At 59.2% G+C, this 21,219-nt stretch carries 18 protein-coding genes; 8 read left to right on the plus strand and 10 right to left on the minus strand.

All coding sequences use genetic code 11. The annotated features are described in order from the left end of the window. Positions 1–35 precede the first annotated feature (35 nt). From AB4N44_RS18425 to AB4N44_RS18445, 5 genes are all read left to right on the plus strand, one after another. Positions 36–833 carry a MetQ/NlpA family ABC transporter substrate-binding protein gene (locus AB4N44_RS18425; protein ID WP_127925415.1) on the plus strand — a complete coding sequence of 266 codons (798 nt, stop codon included), beginning with the start codon at positions 36–38 and terminating at the stop codon, positions 831–833. 923 nt (positions 834–1,756) lie between these two features. Continuing rightward, positions 1,757–2,422 carry an amino acid ABC transporter permease gene (locus tag AB4N44_RS18430; protein WP_127925416.1) on the plus strand — a complete coding sequence of 222 codons (666 nt, stop codon included), beginning with the start codon at positions 1,757–1,759 and terminating at the stop codon, positions 2,420–2,422. Further along, the gene (locus AB4N44_RS18435) at positions 2,403–3,062 is read left to right on the plus strand and encodes an amino acid ABC transporter permease (protein WP_007918714.1); all 660 of its coding nucleotides are present in this window, start codon (positions 2,403–2,405) and stop codon (positions 3,060–3,062) included. Before AB4N44_RS18430 ends, AB4N44_RS18435 begins: the two co-directional genes overlap by 20 nt. After that, entirely contained in the window at positions 3,059–3,841 is a 783-nt protein-coding gene (locus tag AB4N44_RS18440; RefSeq protein WP_460108098.1) for an amino acid ABC transporter ATP-binding protein, read from the plus strand. Before AB4N44_RS18435 ends, AB4N44_RS18440 begins: the two co-directional genes overlap by 4 nt. Next, positions 3,838–4,710: a transporter substrate-binding domain-containing protein gene (locus tag AB4N44_RS18445; RefSeq protein ID WP_150649908.1), complete on the plus strand. Its 873-nt coding sequence runs from the start codon at positions 3,838–3,840 to the stop codon at positions 4,708–4,710. Before AB4N44_RS18440 ends, AB4N44_RS18445 begins: the two co-directional genes overlap by 4 nt. A gap of 221 nt (positions 4,711–4,931) precedes the next feature. Here AB4N44_RS18445 and AB4N44_RS18450 read toward each other — a convergent pair whose 3' ends face one another. Next, positions 4,932–6,128: an AAA family ATPase gene (locus AB4N44_RS18450; protein ID WP_127925419.1), complete on the minus strand. Its 1,197-nt coding sequence runs from the start codon at positions 6,126–6,128 to the stop codon at positions 4,932–4,934. A gap of 201 nt (positions 6,129–6,329) precedes the next feature. Between AB4N44_RS18450 and AB4N44_RS18455 the strand changes: the two genes are divergently transcribed. The 3 genes from AB4N44_RS18455 to AB4N44_RS18465 are packed head-to-tail and all read left to right on the plus strand — an operon-like array spanning position 6,330 to position 11,544. Further along, positions 6,330–7,433: an efflux RND transporter periplasmic adaptor subunit gene (locus tag AB4N44_RS18455; RefSeq protein WP_007918719.1), complete on the plus strand. Its 1,104-nt coding sequence runs from the start codon at positions 6,330–6,332 to the stop codon at positions 7,431–7,433. Continuing rightward, positions 7,430–8,494, plus strand: a complete 1,065-nt coding sequence (locus AB4N44_RS18460) for an efflux RND transporter periplasmic adaptor subunit (protein WP_127925420.1) — start codon at positions 7,430–7,432, stop codon at positions 8,492–8,494. The genes AB4N44_RS18455 and AB4N44_RS18460 overlap by 4 nt, the downstream gene beginning before the upstream one ends. After that, positions 8,491–11,544, plus strand: coding sequence for an efflux RND transporter permease subunit (locus AB4N44_RS18465; protein ID WP_460108095.1), 3,054 nt, complete (start codon positions 8,491–8,493; stop codon positions 11,542–11,544). Before AB4N44_RS18460 ends, AB4N44_RS18465 begins: the two co-directional genes overlap by 4 nt. Before the next feature lie 117 nt (positions 11,545–11,661). Here the strand turns inward: AB4N44_RS18465 and AB4N44_RS18470 are convergent, their stop codons facing one another. The 9 genes from AB4N44_RS18470 to tcyN all read right to left on the minus strand — a co-directional run bounded on the left by AB4N44_RS18470 (position 11,662) and on the right by tcyN (position 21,217). After that, a complete protein-coding gene (locus AB4N44_RS18470) occupies positions 11,662–12,291 on the minus strand; it encodes a class I SAM-dependent methyltransferase (protein WP_460108092.1) in 630 nt (209 codons plus the stop codon). A gap of 170 nt (positions 12,292–12,461) precedes the next feature. After that, positions 12,462–13,106: a methionine ABC transporter permease gene (locus tag AB4N44_RS18475; RefSeq protein ID WP_034151854.1), complete on the minus strand. Its 645-nt coding sequence runs from the start codon at positions 13,104–13,106 to the stop codon at positions 12,462–12,464. Next, positions 13,096–14,217 (minus strand): methionine ABC transporter ATP-binding protein, encoded by a 1,122-nt coding sequence (locus tag AB4N44_RS18480; protein WP_460158121.1) that lies wholly within the window; start codon positions 14,215–14,217, stop codon positions 13,096–13,098. The genes AB4N44_RS18475 and AB4N44_RS18480 overlap by 11 nt, the downstream gene beginning before the upstream one ends. A gap of 2 nt (positions 14,218–14,219) precedes the next feature. Next, the gene (locus tag AB4N44_RS18485) at positions 14,220–15,029 is read right to left on the minus strand and encodes a MetQ/NlpA family ABC transporter substrate-binding protein (protein WP_007918730.1); all 810 of its coding nucleotides are present in this window, start codon (positions 15,027–15,029) and stop codon (positions 14,220–14,222) included. Between the two features lie 119 nt (positions 15,030–15,148). After that, the gene (locus tag AB4N44_RS18490; RefSeq protein ID WP_150775765.1) at positions 15,149–16,507 is read right to left on the minus strand and encodes an LLM class flavin-dependent oxidoreductase; all 1,359 of its coding nucleotides are present in this window, start codon (positions 16,505–16,507) and stop codon (positions 15,149–15,151) included. Next, a complete protein-coding gene (locus AB4N44_RS18495) occupies positions 16,507–17,700 on the minus strand; it encodes an SfnB family sulfur acquisition oxidoreductase (RefSeq protein WP_460108089.1) in 1,194 nt (397 codons plus the stop codon). Before AB4N44_RS18495 ends, AB4N44_RS18490 begins: the two co-directional genes overlap by 1 nt. 25 nt (positions 17,701–17,725) lie before the next feature. Beyond that, complete coding sequence (locus AB4N44_RS18500) at positions 17,726–18,967, minus strand: SfnB family sulfur acquisition oxidoreductase (protein WP_160037816.1); 1,242 nt, start codon at positions 18,965–18,967, stop codon at positions 17,726–17,728. 268 nt (positions 18,968–19,235) lie between these two features. After that, positions 19,236–20,000, minus strand: coding sequence for a hypothetical protein (locus tag AB4N44_RS18505; RefSeq protein ID WP_160037818.1), 765 nt, complete (start codon positions 19,998–20,000; stop codon positions 19,236–19,238). A 467-nt stretch (positions 20,001–20,467) separates the two neighbouring features. Then, on the minus strand, positions 20,468–21,217 hold the full coding sequence (gene tcyN / locus AB4N44_RS18510; protein WP_150750219.1) for an L-cystine ABC transporter ATP-binding protein TcyN: 750 nt from the start codon (positions 21,215–21,217) through the stop codon (positions 20,468–20,470). Between the last annotated feature and the right edge of the window lie 2 nt (positions 21,218–21,219).

A 21,219-nucleotide genomic window follows, 5' to 3' on the forward strand; every position in this document is an offset into this window, starting at 1 on the left:
TCGATGACGACCGTGATTTTCGATAAGGACACTGCATGAAAAAGGTTCTGTTGTTTACCGCATTGGCGGCTGCTCTGACTGCTTCCCTGGCCAATGCCGGTGAGAAACTGGTGGTTGCCGCGACCCCGGTGCCGCACGCTGAAATCCTCGAGCTGATCAAGCCGACCCTGGCCAAAGAAGGCGTGGATCTGGAAATCAAAGTCTTCACCGACTACATTCAACCGAACGTACAGGTTGGCGAGAAGCGTCTGGACGCCAACTACTTCCAGACCCTGCCGTACCTGAACAGCTTCAACCTGGGCAAATACAAGGACGACAAGTCCAAGTACCTGGTGACCGTGCAGGGCGTGCACGTTGAACCGTTCGGCGGCTACTCGAGCAAATACAAGACCCTGGCTGAACTGCCGGACGGCGCCACTATCGCCATCCCGAACGAAGGCAGCAACAGCGGCCGCGCTCTGATCCTGCTGCAGAAGGCTGGCCTGATCGAGCTGAAAGATCCGAAAAACGCCCTGGCAACGCCGAAAGACATCGCCAAGAACCCGCACAACTTCAAGTTCAAGGAACTGGAATCGGCCCTGCTGCCACGCGTTCTGAAGGAAGTTGATCTGGACATGATCAACACCAACTACGCGCTGGAAGCCAAGTTGAACCCGCAGAAAGATGCGCTGGTGATTGAAGGCGCTGACTCGCCGTACGTAAACTTCCTGGTGGCCCGTGAGGACAACAAGAACAGCGACGCGATCCAGAAACTGGCCAAAGCCCTGACCAGCCCGGAAGTCAAAGCGTTCATCGAGAAGAAGTACAACGGCGCGGTACTGCCGGCGTTCTGATCTGACGCTTGAGTGAACCCCTTCAAGGTGTGAAAACGCCGATGGCCAGTGATGGGCATCGGCGTTTTTGTGTGTGCGTTGGAAAAGCCCCTCACCCTGACCCTCCCGAAACGTCGGACCGCCCAGAGGGAGAGGGGACTGATCGGGGGATGCTGTAGAAGTACGCCGACGTGAAAGATTTCTGCTGAATCCATAATCGACTCGATCTTTCAGGTCGATGTTTGACGTAAGACACCTCGGTAGGCTCCCTCTCCCAGAGGGAGAGGGGACTGATCGGGGGATGCTGTAGAGGTACGCCGACGTGAAAGATCTCTGCTGAATCCATAATCGACTCGATCTTTCAGGTCGATGTTTGACGTAAGACACCTCGGTAGGCTCCCTCTCCTGGAGGGAGAGGGGACTGATCGGGGGGATGTCGTAGAGGTACGCCGATGTGAAAGATCTCTGCCGAATCCATAATCGACTCGGTCTTTCAGGTCGATGTATGACGCAAGACACCTCGGACGGCTCCCTCTCCCTCCGGGAGAGGGCTGGGGTGAGGGGCTTTTGATTTACGCTGTGGCCTTCAGCGCCCGCCTCAACGCCACCAACAATTTCACAATTTCCTGCGGATCCAGTCGCTGCGGCACTTTTACGTCCATGTTCTCTTCCTTGTTATGGGTTTGGCCGGGGGAGTCTGGCCAAAAGCTGTTCATCCTTGGAGGGCTTTCGTGAAAAAAAGATCCGTCCTACAGCGCAAAGGAAAATAGCCTTCTTATTCCTTCCCGGCAAACCCACAAGATAGTTTTTTGGGTGATATCAATATGCTTTAACGGTATTTAAATTCTTGTTTTTATACCTATAAAGTCGGTGTCTGCCGGACAGCCATCCGCTGCCCATGGACTGCACCACCGTCGCTTACCGAGCGGCGTCCAGGACGTTTCATGACTTTCGATTACGCATTTATCCTCAGCACCCTGCCGGCGTTTCTCAAAGCCGTGGGCGTGACGCTGCAGGTCGGTTTTATCGCCATTGGCACCTCGTTGTCGGTGGCACTGCTCAACGCGACGATTCTGGTGTTCCGCACGCCTTACCTGCAAAAACTCGTGGGCCTGTACGTGGAGCTTGCGCGCAACACACCGCTGCTGATCCAGTTGTTCTTCGTCTACTTCGCCTTGCCGGCGCTGGGGATCAAGGTCTCCGGATTCACCGCCGCGATCATCACCATGACCTTCCTCGGCGGCGCCTACCTTACCGAAGTGCTGCGCGCCGGAGTCGATGCGGTGCCGCAGGCGCAACTGGAATCGGGGCGTTCCATCGGCCTGTCCCACGGCCAGTTGCTGCGCTACGTGATCCTGCCGCAAGCGGGGATCCTCAGCCTGCCGTCGCTGTTCGCCAATTTCATTTTCCTGCTCAAGGAAACCACCGTGGTCTCGGCGGTGGCGGTGCCGGAAATTCTCTACACCACCAAGAGCTACATCGCGCTTTATTACAAAACCTACGAAATGCTCGCCGTGCTGACACTGATCTGCGTGCTGTTGTTCTTGCCGCTGTCGCTGCTTCTCAGCCGTCTGGAAAGGAGGCTCCAGCATGGCCAGTTCGGGTCTTGAACTGCTCTGGGTGTCGTTGCCGCAATTGGCCAAAGGCGCCGGGCAAACCCTGTCGATCTCGTTTCTGAGCATCGCCATCAGCACCGTTGGCGGCGTGCTCTACGGTGTGCTGCGAACGCTCAACGTGACGTGGCTGAACGCGATCCTGCGGGTGTATCTGGAGCTGTTCCGGGCGATCCCGGTGCTGGTCTGGCTGTATCTGTTGTTCTTCGGTCTGCCGATTTTCTTTGGTCTGAGCATTCCGAGTTTCTGGTGCGCGGTGCTGGTGCTGTCGCTGTGGGGCGCCAGCGAGGTCGGCGAAGTGGCACGCGGCGCATTGCATTCGTTGCCGCGCGGGCAGCGTGAAGCGGGGCTGTCGATTGGTCTGAACGCTGCGCAACTCTACGGCTACGTGCTGCTGCCGCAAGCGCTGAAACGCATGACACCGCCGACCATCAACGTCTATACGCGAATCATCAAGACCAGTTCGCTGGCGGTGCTGATTGGAGTCGTCGACGTGATCAAGGTCGGCCAGCAGATTATCGAGCGCACCTACGAATCGGTGCTGATCTACGGCGCGCTGTTCCTGTTTTTCTTTTTCATCTGCTACCCGCTCTCGGCCGCTTCGCGTGTGCTGGAGCGGCGCTGGACGCAAGCATGAGCGCATTGATCGAGTTTCACGGTTTCAACAAGTTCTATGGTGAGCAGCAGGTGCTCAACGGCATCGATCTGCAGGTGCAGAGCGGCGAAGTGATCGTCATCCTCGGCCCCAGCGGTTGCGGCAAAAGCACTCTGCTGCGTTGCCTCAATGGCCTCGAAGTCGCCCACAGCGGCAGCCTGAAATTTCTCGACCGTGAGCTGCTGGACAAGGCCACTGACTGGCGCGAGATCCGTCAGCAGATCGGCATGGTGTTCCAGAGTTATCACCTGTTTCCGCACATGAGCGTGCTCGACAACCTGCTGCTCGGCCCGCTCAAAGTGCAGAAGCGTCAGCGCCGCGAAGCGCAACAACAAGCCGAAGCTTTGCTCGAACGCGTGGGTCTGGCCGACAAGCGCGACGCCTTCCCGCGTCAGCTGTCCGGCGGTCAGCAGCAACGCATCGCCATCGTCCGTTCGCTGTGCATGAACCCACGGGTGATGCTCTTCGACGAAGTCACCGCCGCCCTCGACCCGGAGATGGTCAAGGAAGTTTTGCAGGTCATTCAGGGCCTGGCCCGCGAAGGCATGACCCTGTTGATCGTTACTCATGAAATGGCCTTCGCCCGCGCGGTGGCCGATCGCATCGTGTTCATGGATGCCGGGCGCATCCTTGAACAGACCCCGCCCGAGATTTTCTTTATGAACCCGCAAACCGCACGCGCGCAGCAGTTTCTGGAGAAGTTCTCCTTCGTTGCAACACTGCCAGAAACGAATCCGACAAAGGAACTGGAACTGTTATGAAAACTGCCGCTTTTTTACTGCCCTTGCTGAGCCTCGCGTTGCTTGCCGGTTGCAGCAAAACCGAAGAACCGCCGAAGCCAAAAGTCGCCAGCGAGAGTGCCGCGCCGGCCGGTTACCTGGACAAGATCAAGGCTCGCGACAAACTGATCGTTGGTGTTTTTACCGATAAACCGCCATTCGGTTTTGTCGATGAGGCCGGGCGCTACGTCGGCTTCGATACCGACATCGGTCGGCGTTTCGCCAAGGATCTGCTCGGCGATGAAAACAAGGTCGAGTTCGTTGCCGTCGAGCCGGCGAGTCGCATCCCTTTCCTGCAAAGCGACAAGGTCGACCTGATCCTCGCCAACATGACCGTGACGCCTGAGCGCAAGGAAGCGGTGGAATTTACCAACCCGAACCTCAAGGTCGCGGTGCAGGCGCTGGTGCCGCAGAGCAGCTCGGTGAAAAAACTTGATGATCTGGCGACCCGCACCACTATCGTCACCACCGGTACGACGGCGGATATCTGGCTGACCAAGAATCATCCGGACTGGAAACTGCTGAAGTTCGAGAAAAACTCCGAATCGCTGCAAGCTTTGGCCAATGGTCGTGGCGATGCTTATGCACAGGACAATCTGGTGTTGTTCAGCTGGGCCAAGCAGAACCCGGGCTATCGTGTGCTCGATGAAAAGCTGGGGGCTGAAGCGCCGATTGCGCCGGCGGTGAAGAAGGGCAATATCGAGCTGCGCGACTGGGTGAATACCGAGCTGACCAAGCTGGGTGAGGAGAAGTATCTGCTCAAGCTGTACGACCAATATGTGCGTAAGGAACTTAGCGATGACACCAAGCCTGAGAGCGTGATTGTCGAGGGTGGCAAGTGGCAGGGGTGATTGTCTGTTGAGTCGGTGGTGAGGCTTGCCCCTCACCCCAGCCCTCTCCCGAGGGAGAGGGAGCCGACCGAGGTGTCTTGCATCAGACATCGACCTGACAAACCGAGTCGATTATGGATTCACATAGTCATTTTCACGTCGGCGTCACTCTTGAGCATCCGCCAATCAGTCCCCTCTCCCTCTGGGAGAGGGTTAGGGTGAGGGGCTTTTGGCTGGAACGCTCAATCCGGCCAGTTCCACGCCGGCTCATCCAGTACCCGCTGGCCGACAATCCCGGTCTGCCCCAGGTTTTTTTCCAGCACAATGCAATTGCACTCGGGATCTTCCTGCAACGCCGAAATCAACCGCCGCGCATGCGACACCACCCACACCTGACATTGCTCCGAGGCACGGATAATCAACCGCGCCAACGCTGGCAACAGATCCGGGTGCAAACTGGTTTCCGGTTCGTTCAGTACCATCAATGACGGTGGCCGTGGCGTCAGTAATGCCGCGACCAACAGCAGATAGCGCAACGTCCCGTCCGACAGCTCCGCCGCCGATAACGGCCGCAACAAACCTTCCTGATAAAACTCGATGGCAAACCTGCCACCGGCCTGCGCTTCGATATGCACCCGTGCGCCCGGAAACGCATCAGTAATCGCCGCACGCATGGCGTCGCCGTCACCAATCTCGATGATGGTCTGCAAAGCTGCCGCCAAATCCCGCCCATCGTGATGCAGCACTGGCGTGCGCGTGCCCAATTGCGGTTGGCGTACGGGCGCATCGGCATCGCTACGAAAGTGATCGTAAAAGCGCCAGCGGCGAATGAACTCGCGCATCTGAAACACTTCCGGCGAGCTGCGCAGGCTACCGACCTGATCAAACAAACTGTCGAAATTCGGCGTGTGTTGCGCCAGCACGTCCCATTGGCGCTCGTTGCGTGCGCGGATCATCGGGCCGTCGCGATCCACCAGCAGGCTGGCGGGACGGTAAAGCGCGCCGGCCCAGATGCATTCGCGCTTGATCTGCGGGTCGAGGCTGAACCGCGAGGGGATCGGCCGTGAATGTTCGGGCAACATGAAGTGCCCGTTGGAATCGGGCAGGCCGAGGCTGATCGAATAACTGAAATCCTCCCCGGCAAATCCCAGACGCAGGCGCTTCACACCTTGGCGCACCGTCGACTGGATCGGCACTTCGCCGTTGCGCATGCGCCGGCTGATAGTTTCCGGCCCGGCCCAGAAGGTCGACTCCAGCCCACCCTCACGGGCCAGCGCATTGACTACGCCGCCCTGAGCGGTTTCCGCCAGCAGGCGCAAGGCCCGGTAGAGGTTGGACTTGCCGCTGCCGTTGGGGCCGGTGATCAGGTTCAGCCGGCCGAGCGGGATCACCAGTTTGTTGATCGAACGGTAATTGGCCACTGCCAGAGTGTTGAGCATGGAATTCCTTCTCTTGATACGCCTATTGTAGGAGCTGCCGCAGGCTGCGATCTTTTGATGTTGTTTTTAAAAGATCAAAAGATCGCAGCCTGCGGCAGCTCCTACAGGAAAACATGGGGGACGAACGGGCGAACGTTGAACCCTGTTCTAAGCTCACAGTCGTATCGTCACTTGCACGTTCGTACACAGGAAGGAGTCTGCATGGCGAGTCCCGGTTTGAAAACAGCGGTCATGCTGAGTCTGTTCACCTTGGTGACCGCATGCGGCGAGAAAAAAGCCCCTGAGGAATACCTGCCCAGGGTCTTTGTACAGGAAGTGAAACCCACGGATTACGCGGCTTCGGTGACATTGACCGGTGACGTGCAGGCGCGCGTGCAGACCGAATTGTCGTTCCGCGTCGGCGGCAAGATCATCCAGCGTATGGTCGACGTCGGTGACCGGGTCACGGCCAAACAGGTGCTGGCCAAGCTCGACCCCAAGGATTTGCAGACTAACGTCGATTCGGCTCAAGCCCAGGTCGTCGCTGAACAAGCCCGGGTGAAACAAAGTGCGGCCGCCTTCGTGCGCCAGCAAAAACTCCTGCCCAAGGGCTACACCAGCCAGAGCGAATACGATTCCGCCCAAGCGGCGTTGCGCAGCAGCCAGAGCGCCTTGAGCGCGGCGCAGGCGCAATTGGCCAACGCCAAGGACCAGCTCAGCTATACCGCGCTGATCGCCGATGCCCCGGGGGTGATCACCGAGCGCCAAGCCGAAGTCGGCCAGGTCGTGCAGGCCACGGCGCCGATTTTTTCGTTGGCCCGCGATGGCGACCGTGACGCGGTGTTCAACGTCTACGAATCGCTGCTGGCCGAGCGTCCTGCGGATCCCTCGATCGTCGTCAGCCTGCTCGATAACCCTGCCATCAAAACCACCGGCACGGTGCGTGAAATCACCCCGGCGGTGTCGGCGCAGTCCGGCACGGTGCAAGTCAAAGTCAGCCTCGACAGCCTGCCACAAGGGATGCAGCTGGGCTCGGTGGTCAGCGCCACGGCCAAGGGCAGCGGCAAGTCGGCAGTCGAATTGCCATGGTCGGCGCTGACCAAAAACATCAGTGATCCGGCGGTGTGGATGGTCGACGATAAAGGTGAAGCGCAGTTGCACAACGTGACCGTCGGCCGCTACCTGATCGGCAAGGTCATCATCAGCGAAGGCCTCAAGGGCGGGGAGAAAGTCATTGTCGCCGGTGGGCAGTTGTTGCATCCCGGCATGAAAGTCGAAATCGCTGAAAACACCTACAAGGATCTGCAGCCGGGAGCGCAGCCATGAAGCGTCTGGGACTGTTATCCGTGGGTGTGTTGCTGGCGGCGTGCTCGAAAAGCGAGCCACCTCCGGAGCCGGTACGTCCGGTGTTATCGGTCAAGGTTCAGGCGTTGAGCGAGGAAAGCCTCGGGCGGTTCGCCGGCAGCATCCAGGCGCGCTATGAAAGCAACACCGGTTTCCGCGTCGGTGGCCGCATCGCCAGCCGCAACGTCGATGTCGGAACCGAAGTGCAAAAGGGCACGCTGCTCGCCACCCTCGATCCGTCTGATCAGCAGAACCAATTGCGTTCGGCCCAGGGCGACCTTGCCAAGGTTCAGGCGCAACTGATCAATGCCCAGGCCAATGCCCGCCGTCAGCAGGCACTGTTCGATCGTGGCGTAGGGGCGCAGGCACAACTGGACATCGCCACCACGGACTTGAAAACCACCCAGGCCTCGCTGGACCAGGCTCGGGCGGCGGTCAATCAAAGCAAGGACCAGCTCGGCTACACCGAACTGCGTTCCGACCATAAAGCCGTGGTCACCGCGTGGAACGCCGAAGCCGGGCAAGTGGTGACGGCGGGCCAGCAGGTCGTGACTCTGGCGCAACCGGACATCAAGGAAGCGGTGATCGATCTGCCCGACACCCTGGTCGATCAGATTCCCTCCGACGTGGTGTTTCTGGTGGCCGGGCAACTCGACCCGAGCATCAACACCACGGCAACCCTTCGCGAGATCGAGCCGCAGGCGCAAAGCGCCACGCGTACTCGTCGCGCACGCCTGACGCTGGCCGAGACACCGGACGGTTTCCGCCTCGGCACGGCGATCAGCGTAACCCTCAGTTCAGCGATCAAACCACGCATCGAATTGCCGGCTACCGCTGTGCAGGAGGTCGACGGCAAACCACGGATCTGGGTCATCGACACCCAGAGCAAAACCGTCAGCCCTCGCGACGTCAGCGTGATCAGCCGCACCGACAGCAGCGTGGTGCTCGCGGGCGGCGTGAAGAACGGCGAGCGCGTGGTCAGCGCCGGCGTCAACAGCCTCAAACCCGGACAATCGGTAAAACTTGACGAGGACAGTCAATGAAAGGCTCTTTCAACCTCTCCGAATGGGCCCTCAAGCATCAGTCATTCGTCTGGTACCTGATGTTCGTCGCGTTGCTGATGGGCGTGTTTTCGTACTTCAATCTGGGCCGCGAAGAAGACCCGTCGTTCACCATCAAAACCATGGTGATCCAGACCAAATGGCCGGGCGCGACCCAGGAAGAAACCCTCGCGCAGGTCACCGACCGCATCGAGAAAAAACTCGAAGAACTCGACTCCCTCGACTACGTGAAAAGTTACACGCGCCCCGGTGAATCGACGGTGTACGTGTACCTGCGCGACACCACCAGCGCCAAGGACATCCCGGAAATCTGGTACCAGGTGCGCAAGAAGATCGACGACATTCGCGGGCAGTTCCCCCAAGGTATTCAAGGGCCCGGGTTCAACGACGAGTTCGGTGATGTGTTCGGCTCGGTCTACGCCTTCACCGCCGACGGCCTGACCATGCGCCAGTTGCGCGATTACGTGGAACAGGCGCGGGCCGAGATCCGCAATGTACCGGGGCTGGGCAAGATCGAAATGATCGGCCAGCAGGACGAAGTCATTTATCTGAACTTCTCTACCCGCAAACTGGCGGCGTTGGGTATCGATCAGCGTCAGGTAGTGCAGAGCCTGCAATCGCAGAACGCCGTGACCCCGGCCGGTGTGATCGAGGCGGGCCCTGAGCGGATTTCCGTGCGCACTTCGGGGCAGTTCGCCTCGGAAAAAGACCTGGCCGAGGTCAATCTCAAGCTCAACGACCGTTTCTATCGTCTGGCTGACATCGCCGACATCACTCGCGGTTACACCGATCCGGCTACCCCGGAATTCCGCTTCGACGGCAAACCGGCCATCGGTCTGGCGATTGCCATGCAGAAGGGCGGCAACGTTCAGGAATTCGGCAAGGCGTTGCACCAGCGCATCGATGAACTGACCGCAGACTTGCCGGTTGGCGTGGGTGTACACACCGTGTCCGATCAGGCGGTGGTGGTGGAGGAGGCCGTTGGCGGCTTTACCAGCGCGCTTTTCGAAGCCGTGATCATCGTGCTGGTGGTGAGTTTTATCAGCCTCGGCGTGCGCGCCGGCCTGGTGGTGGCGTGCTCGATTCCGCTGGTGCTGGCGATGGTGTTTGTGTTCATGGAATACAGTGGCATCACCATGCAGCGGATTTCTCTCGGTGCCTTGATCATCGCCCTCGGCCTGTTGGTGGACGACGCGATGATTACCGTGGAGATGATGGTCACGCGCCTGGAAATGGGCGAGAGCAAGGAGGAGGCCGCGACGTACGCGTACACCTCGACGGCGTTCCCGATGCTAACGGGGACGCTGGTGACGGTCGCCGGTTTCGTGCCCATCGGCCTCAACGCCAGTTCCGCCGGTGAGTACACCTACACGCTGTTTGCGGTGATTGCCGTGGCCATGATTGTGTCGTGGATTGTCGCGGTGTTCTTCGCTCCGGTGATCGGCGTGCACATTCTCAGCGCCAACGTGAAACCCCATGACGCCGAGCCGGGCCGCGTCGGGCGTGCGTTCAATGGCGGTCTGTTGTGGGCGATGCGCAATCGCTGGTGGGCGATCGGCATCACCGTGCTGCTGTTTGTCCTGTCGATTTTTTGCATGCGCTTTGTGCAGAACCAGTTCTTTCCGGCATCGGACCGCCCGGAAATTCTCGTCGACCTGAACCTGCCGCAGAACGCCTCCATCGACGAAACACGCAAGGCCGTCGACAAGCTGGAAGCAACCCTCAAAGGCGACCCGGACATTGTGCGCTGGAGCACCTACATCGGTCAGGGCGCGATCCGTTTCTATCTGCCGCTCGACCAGCAATTGCAAAACCCGTACTACGCACAACTGGTGATCGTCAGCAAAGACTTCGAGGCCCGTGAGGCACTGAGTCAGCGTCTGCGCGAGCGCTTGCACAAGGACTTCGTCGGCATCGGCAGTTACGTCCAGGCGCTGGAAATGGGCCCGCCGGTGGGGCGGCCGATCCAGTACCGGGTCAGCGGCAAGGACATCGATCAAGTGCGCAAACACGCCATCGACCTCGCGACCGAGCTGGACAAGAACCCGCACATTGGCGAGATCATTTACGACTGGAACGAGCCGGGCAAAGTCCTGCGCATCGACATCGCCCAGGACAAGGCACGGCAGCTCGGGCTGTCCTCCGAAGACGTGGCGAACCTGATGAACAGCATCGTTAGCGGCGCGCCTCTGACCCAGGTCAACGACGACATCTACCTGATCAATGTGGTCGGCCGGGCGGTGAATTCGGAGCGCGGTACGCCGGAGACCCTGCAGAATCTGCAGATCGTTACGCCCAACGGCACATCGATTCCGTTACTGGCATTCGCCACTGTGCGCTATGAGCTGGAACAGCCGCTGGTGTGGCGTCGCGACCGTTTGCCGACCATCACCATCAAGGCTTCGGTGCGCGACGAGATCCAGCCGACCGATCTGGTGAAACTGCTCAAGCCGTCGATTGATGCCTTCGCTGACAAACTGCCAGTGGGCTACAAAGTCGCCACCGGCGGTACGGTCGAGGAAAGCGGCAAGGCGCAGGGGCCGATCGCCAAGGTCTTGCCGTTGATGCTGTTTTTGATGGCGACCTTTCTGATGATCCAGTTGCACAGCGTGCAGAAGATGTTCCTGGTGGCGAGTGTCGCTCCGCTGGGGCTGATCGGCGTGGTGTTGGCGCTGGTGCCGACCGGCACGCCGATGGGTTTCGTGGCGATTCTGGGGATTTTGGCGCTGATCGGCATCATCATCCGCAACTCGGTGATTCTGGTGACGCAGATCGATGAGTTCGAGAAGAAGGGCTATGCGCCGTGGGACGCGGTGGTCGAGGCGACCGAACATCGGCGTCGGCCGATCCTGCTGACCGCAGCGGCGGCGAGCATGGGCATGATCCCCATCGCCAGGGAAGTGTTCTGGGGGCCGATGGCGTACGCGATGATTGGTGGGATTGTCGTCGCGACGTTGTTGACGTTGTTGTTCCTGCCGGCGCTGTATGTGGCCTGGTACAAGATTCGCGAGCCGCAAAAGGGTGCCGCTTAAAAGCGAGTGCTGCGCACTCTATTCGCGAGCAGGCTCGCTCCCACAGTTGACCGAGTTGTCCAGGCGGACGCGGTCAACATGTGGGAGCGAGCCTGCTCGCGAAGGCGTCAGAACTGGCTATGCAGATTTACGCCAGACACTCGCCAACCAGGGCTGCTGCTCACGCGGCAGGCCCGCCGGGCGGTAGTAATGCTCAAGTTCGACAAACCCCGCGTCCGTCAGCAACCCTTGCCACGCCGCCAGATCGTGATACGAGCCATAACGCGGCCCGTTCCAGCCCTCACGATTATCCCCACGTGGATTGGAGCTGAACAACACTCCACCGGGTTTCAACGCGCCGTGCAATTGCTTCAATACCCGTGGCAATTCCTGCAACGGCACATGAAACAGCACCGCATTGGCAAAGATCCCGTCGAAACGTTCGGCCGGCAGATCCAGCTTCAGAAAGTCCTGCTGCAACACTTCACAGCCACTGTCTTCGCGGGCCATTCGCGCAAACTCTTGCGAACCATCCAGCCCGACGGCGATGTGACCCATGCGGGTAAACGTCTGCAAATCCCGTCCCGGCCCGCAGCCGAAATCCAGAATCGTCAACGGCGCCACACCTTGAATATGCCGCAGCAGCGCATCGATGTTCTGGCTGACATCGTGGTCGCGGGTGCCTTCACGGAAGTCTTCGGCCACCGAGTTGTAGTGGCCGAGGGTGGTCGCGGTGATCTGTTCGAGATCGTTGGGGGTCTGCTTCATGGTCGAGATACGCGGGCAGTTGGGATTCGCCGAATATACGCCATCGAGTTCGGGGCTGCTGCGCAGCCATTCGCGAGCAGGCTCGCTCCCACAGGGGAACACATTCCAAATGTGGGAGCGAGCCTGCTCGCGAAAGCGGTTTCAAGGGCGTGGCATGAATCCGGATGAGCTCAGCGCTTGTTCAAACCCCGCGCCAACCGATCCCCACCCAACTGAATCACCGCCACCAACGCCACCAGCAACACAATCACCGTCAACATGATCTGGCTGTCAAAGCGCTGATAGCCGTAGCGATAAGCGATATCCCCCAACCCACCGGCCCCAATCGCCCCGGCCATCGCCGAAGAGTTGATCATCGTCACCAGCGTAATCGTGAAACCGCCGACAATCCCCGGCAGCGCCTCCGGCAACAACACATGCCAGACAATGTGCCAACGCCGGCAACCCATCGCCTGCGCCGCCTCGATCAAGCCATGATCAACCTCGCGCAGACTCACTTCGGCAATCCGCGCAAAGAACGGCGTCGCCGCAATCGTCAGCGGCACAACCGCAGCCCACACACCGTACGTAGTGCCGACAATCAACCGGGTAAACGGAATCAGCGCGACCATCAGAATCAGAAACGGGATTGAGCGAAACAGATTCACAAAAGCGCCCAAGGCACGGTTCAACACCGGCGCTTCATAGATCCCGCCCTTGTCGCTGGTGACCAGAATCACTGCCATGGGAATCCCCACCAGCAAGGCGATCAGCGACGACACGCCAACCATCAGAAACGTGTCGATAAAACCCTGCAACAAGCGATCAAACCACATAACCCACCACCTCCACTCGTTGCGCCCATGGTGCGGCGCGTTCGCGCAATTGCTCGGCTCCGAACGCTGAACCACTGACGGCCAGCAACAGTTGCCCCAACGCATGCCCCTGAATCCGCTCTACACCACCCTGCAGTAGCTTCACCCGCCCACCCAGTGCGGCGAACAGTGCGGCCAGATCCGGCTCATCACTGGCGCTGCCGGTGAACTGCAAGCGCAGCACCACAGCGGCGTCGGAGGAGGGCGGCTGCTTCTGCAAACGGCTTTGCAACTTCTCCGGCAGCGCGTGTTGCAGAGGCGCGAGCAAGGTCTGGCTGACCTCGTGCTGCGGATTGCCGAACACTTCCCAGACCGGGCCTTGTTCGACCACCCGCCCGTGCTCAAGCACGACGACGCGATCGCAGATTTCGCGGATCACTGCCATCTCATGAGTAATCAGAACGATGGTCAGACCCAAGCGTTTATTGATCTCGCGCAGCAGGCCGAGGATCGACTGGGTGGTCTCTGGATCGAGCGCCGAAGTGGCTTCGTCACAGAGCAAAATATCCGGGTCATGTACCAGCGCGCGGGCGATGCCGACGCGCTGTTTCTGCCCACCGGAAAGCTGCGCCGGATAAGCCTTGTGCTTCTCTTGCAGGCCGACCAGTTCGAGCAGTTCGCGAACCTTTTTTTCGCGTTGTTCCTTCGGTACTCCAGCCACTTTCAGCGGCAGTTCAACGTTCTGCCAAACGGTCTTGGCCGACATCAGATTGAAATGCTGAAAGATCATGCCGATACGCCGGCGCAAAGCAACAAGACGGTCTTCATCGAACTCGCCAATGTCGATCTGATCGATCAGCACCCGCCCCGAGGTTGGTTGTTCCAGACGATTGATCGTACGGATCAGCGATGACTTGCCAGCGCCGCTGCGGCCGATGATGCCGAACACTTCGCCGCGCTGAATGGCCAGATCGATGCCCTGCAACGCGGCGACCGGGCCTTGACGGCCGTTGTAGGTTTTACCCAGGCCGATGAAGCGTACGTGGGCGCGATTCAACTCGGGGTGCAGCTCGGTTTTTTCAGCATTGTGTGGCTCTGGAATTTCCAGTCGCCGTTGGATCGCGGCCGTCATGCTCAGCTTTCCCAACCGGCTTGATACAGCTTGCCGTGAGCCTTATCCAGTGCCGCGCGAACGACCGGCGAATGCTGGTAGATGTCGACGAATTTGATCAGGCGCGGGTCGGTTTTGCTCTTCGGCTGGATGACGAACTGGATCACGTATTCCTTGTGGTCGAGACCGTCGAACAGCAGCGCCGAACCGGCATCGAAGGTCTTCGCCAGACGAATGTAGGCCGGGTAGCCCTGGACCAGATCGGCGTCGTCGTAGGCGCGCACCAATTGCACGGCTTCGACCTGGAGGATTTTGATTTTCTTCGGGTTGGCAACGATGTCGTCTTCGGTAGCCTTGTAGCCGACGCCCGGTTTCAGCGTGATCAAGCCAGCCTTGGCCAGCAGCTGCAAACCACGGCCACTGTTGATCGGGTCGTTGGCGATGGCGACGCTGGCGCCTTCTGGCAGCTCATCGAAGCTTTTGTATTTTTTCGAGTAGAGGCCGACGTTGTTGATGATCCCCGGGGCGAACGGCACCAGATCAAAACCCGACGCGGCTTTGGCGTTTTCGAGGAACGGAATGTGCTGGAAGTAGTTCACGTCGATGTCGCCGGCGGCGAGGCTGACGTTAGGCGCGATCCAGTCGGTGAACTCCACCAGCTCGACTTTCAGGCCTTGTTTTGAGGCCTCTTCGACGGCAGCTTCCAGAGGAATGGCGAAGGCGGCGGTGGTGCCGATTTTCAGAGGAGCATCGGCGGCGAACACGGCCGAGCTGAACAGGCCGAGGGCCAGGGCCAGTGCTTTGACTGGGTGGGACAGGCGTTTTTTGGTCATGATGGTTTTTCCAGTCAGTGCATAAATTTGTGGTGTATTGGATGGCCTCTTCGCGAGCAGGCTCGCTCCCACAGGGGAAATGCATTCCAAATGTGGGAGCGAGCCTGCTCGCGAAGCTTTTAATGCCGGTACGACGATCCGGTGTGTTGTTCGGGCAACTGCGCCGCACCGTGAAACAGCTTCTCGCGCAAGCTGCCGTTGTCGTACGCGGTCTTGTACGACCCACGCCGCTGCAACTCGGGAATCACCAGCTCAATGAAGTCGACGTAACTTTCCGGCGTAACAATCCGGGTCAGGTTGAAACCGTCGAGGCCGGTCTCGGCGATCCACGATTCCAGCTCATCCGCGACGTGCTCAGGCGAGCCGACCACGGTGATGTAGCGACCACCGAGGGCGTGCTGGTCGAGCAATTTGCGTCGGGTCCAGTCGTTGTTCTGCAGGTTCTTGGTAGCCGACTGGATCGCATTGCTCTTCACGTACTGGATCGGTTCGTCGATTTCGTACTGGGAAAAGTCGATGCCGGTCGACGCGGAAAAATGCGCCACGCCAGCCTCGGCGCTGGCGTAGCTCAGATACTCAGCGTGCTTGGCCCACGCGGCTTCTTCCGTCGCGCCGACGATGACGTTGAGGCCCATGAACACCTTGATGTCCTCAGGGTTGCGCCCCGCTTCAACCGCGCTGGCGCGGACCTTGTCGACTTGAACTTTGGTCGACGGCTTGTTCTGGCCGCTGATGAACACGCATTCGGCATGACGACCGGCGAAGAGCAATCCGCGATCGGAACTGCCGGCCTGAAACAGCACCGGCGTCCGCTGTGGCGAAGGCTCGCAGAGGTGATAACCCTCGACCTGATAGAACTCGCCCTTGTGCTCGACCTTGTGCACTTTCTGCGGCTGCGCATAGATGCGCTGTTCGCGATCATTGAGCACCGCGCCGTTTTCCCAACTGCCTTCCCAGAGCTTGTAGAGCACTTCCAGGTACTCGTCGGCCTGATCGTAGCGACGGTCGTGTTCGACTTGTTCGCTGAGGCCCATGGCTTTGGCGGCGCTGTCGAGGTAGCCGGTGACGATGTTCCAGCCCACGCGACCACGGCTCAGATGATCGAGCGTGGACATGCGTCGGGCGAACAGATAGGGCGGCTCGTAGGTGAGATTGGCAGTCAGGCCGAAACCAAGGTTTTTGGTTACGGCGGCCATGGCTGAAACCAGCAGCAATGGATCGTTGACCGGCAACTGGATCGACTCTTTCAGCGGGACATCGACCGAGTTCTGATAGACGTCGTACACACCAACGATGTCGGCGATGAACAAGCCGTCGAACAGTCCGCGCTCCAGCAACTGCGCCAGTTCCGTCCAGTATTCGAGGGTGTTGTAGCGCGTCGAGGTGTCGCGCGGGTGCGTCCACAGACCATGGTTGATGTGGCCGATGCAGTTCATGTTGAACGCGTTGAGCAGGATCTTCTTTTTCGCGGCGCTCATCAGATCGTCCCTCGCAACGGAGGGTTTTCATCGTTGAGGTAATAGTTGCCCACCGCGTGATATTTCCAGCGCACCGGGTCGTGCAAGGTGTGCACGCGGGCGTTGCGCCAGTGGCGGTCGAGGCCGTGTTCGATCAGGGTCGCCTGGCTGCCGGCCAGTTCGAACAGCGTGCTGCCGGCGGCCAAAGAGATTTCAGTGCTGATCGCCCGTGCTTCGGCAACGGCAATCGACGCGGCGGCAACGGTATCGGCGTTGGTCTCGGCTTGTGCGGCATCGAGGAACTCACCGGCACGCTCAAGCAGGGCTTCGGTAGCGTGCAGGCGAATGCTCAAGTGACCAAAGCTCTTCAACGTCAGCGGATCTTCGGTAGCTTTGTCGTTACCGGAATCGATCCACGGGCGCGTCTTGCTGCGCACAAAATGCAGCGCATCCTCGTAAGCAGCCCGGGCGATGCCGGTGTCGATGGCGGCGTGAAGGATCTGCGCCAGCGGGCCAACGGTAGTCGGACGTTCAAATGCGCTCTGGAAGGGGATGACGTCTTCGGCGGCGACATACACATCTTCGAACACCACCGAACCGCTGCCGGTGGTGCGCTGACCGAAGCCGCTCCAGTCGTCGATCACGGTCAGGCCTTTGCTGTCACGCGGGACGAAGGCAAGTTGCTGCACACCGCTTTCATCAACCACGGAAGTCGGAATGCGCTGGGCGTAAATCGCCCCGGTCGAGTAAAACTTGCGGCCATTGATGCGATAGCCGTCACCGTCGCGTTTGAGGCTGGTAACGCGGTCGTGAGCCGTTTTGGTGCCCAGTTCTGCCAGGGCATTGCCGAAGCGTTGGCCGGCGAGAACCTCGGCGTACAGCCGTTGTTTTTGCGCATGGCTGCCGTTTACGCGCAGCACTTCCAATGCATAAAAATGATTTTGCGGAATCTGTCCGAGCGAGCCGTCGGCCTGGGCGATCAAGGCGATGACTTTGGCCAACGTCACGTTGGACACGCCAGCGCCGCCGTACTCCTTCGGTACGCTGATGCCCCACAAACCGGAGCGGGAAAATACATCGAGTTCCGGCAGCGGCAGGCGACGTTCACGATCGCGCAGAGCGCTGTCGCGTTTGAAATCTTCGGCCAGGTCGCTGGCGACGATCAGGGCTTGCTCATCGCTGGTGATGACCGCGACGTGATGGGAAAGCGTCATGTTTTTCTCCAGATGTCTGGTTGTCTCAGATCCAGGAATGGCGAGCCGGTAAAGTGCCGTTGAGGCGATAGGCGCCGACCGCGTGATATTTCCAGCGCACCGGGTCGTGCAACGTATGCACGCGGGCATTACGCCAATGGCGGTCGAGATTGAATTCGGCGAGGGTCGCGCGGCTGCCGGCCAGTTCGAAAAGCTTCTCGCTGGCGAGCAAAGAAATTTCGGTGGTGAGCACTTTCGCTTCAGCCACAGCAATCGAGGCGCGGGCGGCGGATTCGGCAGTGAGCGGTGCGGCGTGCACTTGATCCAGGACTTTGCCAGCCTTGCGCAACAGCGCTTCGGCGGCGTGCAGTTCGATTTTCAGTTTGCCGATGTCGGCGATCACGTAGAGGTCATCGCTGGCGCGCTCAACCTTGGCGTCGATCCATGGCCGTGCGCGGGTTTTGACAAACTCAATGGCGTCGTCGATGGCGCCACGGGCGATGCCGGCGTCGATCGCGGCTTGAATCAGCTGCGACACCGCGCCTTGGGTATTCGGGACTTCGTTGATCTTCCAGTTGTCGACCACCAGGTTCGACTCGACACGCACGTTGTTCAGCAAAATCGTGCCGCTGGCGGTGGTGCGCTGACCGAAGCCCGACCAGTCATCAACAATACGCAAACCCGGCGTACCGCGACGAACGAAGGCCAGCACTTGCTTGCCGTCATCGTTGAGTGCCTTGACCGCAACCCAATGCGCAAACAGCGCGCCAGTGGAGTAGAACTTCTGGCCGTTGATCACGTAATCATCGCCATCGGCGGTGATTCGCGCTTTCAGTTCCAGGGTGTTTTTGGTGCCGCGTTCCGGGCCGGCATTGCCGATGCGCCAGCCTTCCAGAACACTCTGGAACAACTGCTTTTTCTGCGCTTCGGTGGCGCTGCCAAGCACCAGATTGATGATGCCGAACTGGTTCTGCGGAATTTGTCCCAGTGCCGGATCGGCTGCAGAAATAATCGCAAAAACCTCGGCCAGTGTGACGAACGAAACTTGTGGCCCACCGTATTCGCGCGGGATGGCGATGCTGCCTAATCCGCTGCGGGTGAACTGTTCGATTTCCGACCACGGCAGCTTGCGCTGACGGTCGCGTTTGGCGGCCTGCACGCGGGCGACTTGCGCCAGCTCATGGGCGGCCTTGATGGCTTGGGCGTCGTTGCGCAAGACCTGCGCGGGCAACAACAACGGGGCGATGTCCAGATCCGACTGGACGTTTGCGTCTGCCAGACTGGACATCAGTGCCGCTCCTTGGCTGCACGCAATGCCCTGGCGATCTGCACTGGGGTGATTGTGTTCCGGACCATACTGCCTACCTCACATCTCATGAAAAACGCCGCAAAAGTGCGGCGAACGAATGAATGTCCGGTGGTCCGGTTCATATACCCTAAGCGTGTATAAATATTAAATAAACTAACTTTTAGGAATATGCATAGAAGGGGTGATGGTCGGATTGGTTAAGCGTTTTCAGGTGAGGGGGCTGAACCCCCATCACCGGCAAAGCACATCAGTCCTTGCGCGATTCGGCTGCCTTGAGTTCCTGCCTCAAAGGGACTGTCAGATAAGGATTTACGCAGCCGATCTTCAAGGTGCGTGGCGGCGCCCAGCGTGAGTTGTTGCCGACCCGATCGAGAATGCAATACGTCACGTCCAGGCGCAGATCCTCGCCGGCTTCGACAATCACCGACGGCGGTACCCAGACCTGAATCGGCAACCCGACATCCGCAGCTGTGATCGGCGCCAGATCCATGCGTACATCGCCCCAGCGCAAGGTGATGGCGTCGTCCTCGGCCATGTTCAGGTATGGCTCGATGGTCAGCGGCACGCCGCGTTTGATCTGATTCGGGTTCACGCCCTGGCGGCGAATCGCGTCGGGGATTGTCACGGGAGCCAGTTGCTGGTTTTCATCCGCGCTCAGCGCTGAAGGCTGCCCACCGGGGCAGTCCAGTTTGACTTGCACTCGCGTCGCCGCCGAAAACGCCGGACCCTGACCGACCTGCATCACCCGGTAGTGAATGCGCGCGGTACCGTTGGCGATGAAACTCTCCGGAACCCGCAGGCTGACTGCCGTGCCGACGTCATCGGTCGTCAGCACTCTGGAAGCGACATAGCATTTATTCCAGAACAGCTCGATGAGGTCGCCGCTATCCATTTCGGGATAGGGCGACACCTCGATCTGCAGATGGGCGGCGGCGGCCAGATTGATGCCGGTTTTTTGCGCTGGCGCGAGAATCGGCGCTGCCAGCTCGGGGGTGTGCGAAGTACGGGTCATCGATTTCTCTCCTTGAAGCCTTGCAGCGAAGTCCGTTTCTGAAAGAACAAAAGGCGTGAATAAACTGGCAATAAAACTTTAACTTTTATTCAAGTTGAATACGGGGTTGTTGAACTAAGTGGTGCCGGTCGTCGACTAGATAAGAGTGTGTTGGATGGGGTGTCAATAGACGATATTAGTTAATCGTTGAATTACGAATTAATCAGAAGTTTCCTACGCTGCTGTGGCTGTATGCCTAGGCGCTAGCGCGAAAAAGACCACGGAACTTGCGGCTTTTTGGGGGATTTTTCGCTTATTTATTCGAATGCTGTTATGTCGGGTGATGTGGGGTTCAGGCAGGTATTATCTGTTGCAGAACATATATAGGTAGCGCAGGGAATAAGTTTTTCTGAAGGGGGGCATGTGTGGAAGAGTTTTATAAAAGGTGACTTCCATCCTTGGAAGTTACCCATAACGCAATAAAGTTCTCAGGCGTGATTGAGGAACTTGCTGAGAAACTGTTGAGTGCGTTCTTCTTTCGGGTTGGCAAACAACGCTTTGGCTTCGCCTTGCTCGACGATCACGCCTTTGTCGAAAAACACCACACGGTTGGCCACGTCGCGAGCAAAGCCCATTTCGTGAGTAACGATGACCATGGTGCGTTTTTCTTCGGCGAGACCGCGAATGGTCGCCAGCACTTCGCCGACCAGTTCCGGGTCGAGGGCCGAAGTCGGCTCGTCGAACAGAATCACTTCCGGCTCCATCGCCAGCGCCCGGGCAATCGCCACGCGCTGTTGCTGACCACCAGAGAGACGACGCGGATAAGCGTCTTCCTTACCGGCGAGTCCGACCTTGGCCATCAGCTTTTTGCCCAACGCAATTGCCTCGTCGCGCGGCATCTTCTTGACCACGATCGGGCCTTCGATGACGTTTTCCAGTGCGGTGCGATGCGGGAACAGGTTGAAGTTCTGAAACACGAAGCCAACGTGCTGGCGCAGGTTGCGCACCAGACTCTGCTGCTGGTTCAGCGGGCGGCTGGTATCGATTTCGATATCGCCGACCTTGATCCGGCCGCTGGTGGGTTGTTCAAGGAAATTCAGGCAGCGCAGGAACGTCGTTTTCCCCGAGCCGCTGGGGCCGATGATCGCGACGACTTCGCCTTCCTTGACCTCCAGGTCGATGCCGTCAAGCACGACCTGACCCTTGAATTGCTTGGTCAGTTTTTCCACGACAATCATCT

The sequence above is a fragment of the Pseudomonas sp. S3_C06 genome, assembly GCF_054667675.1.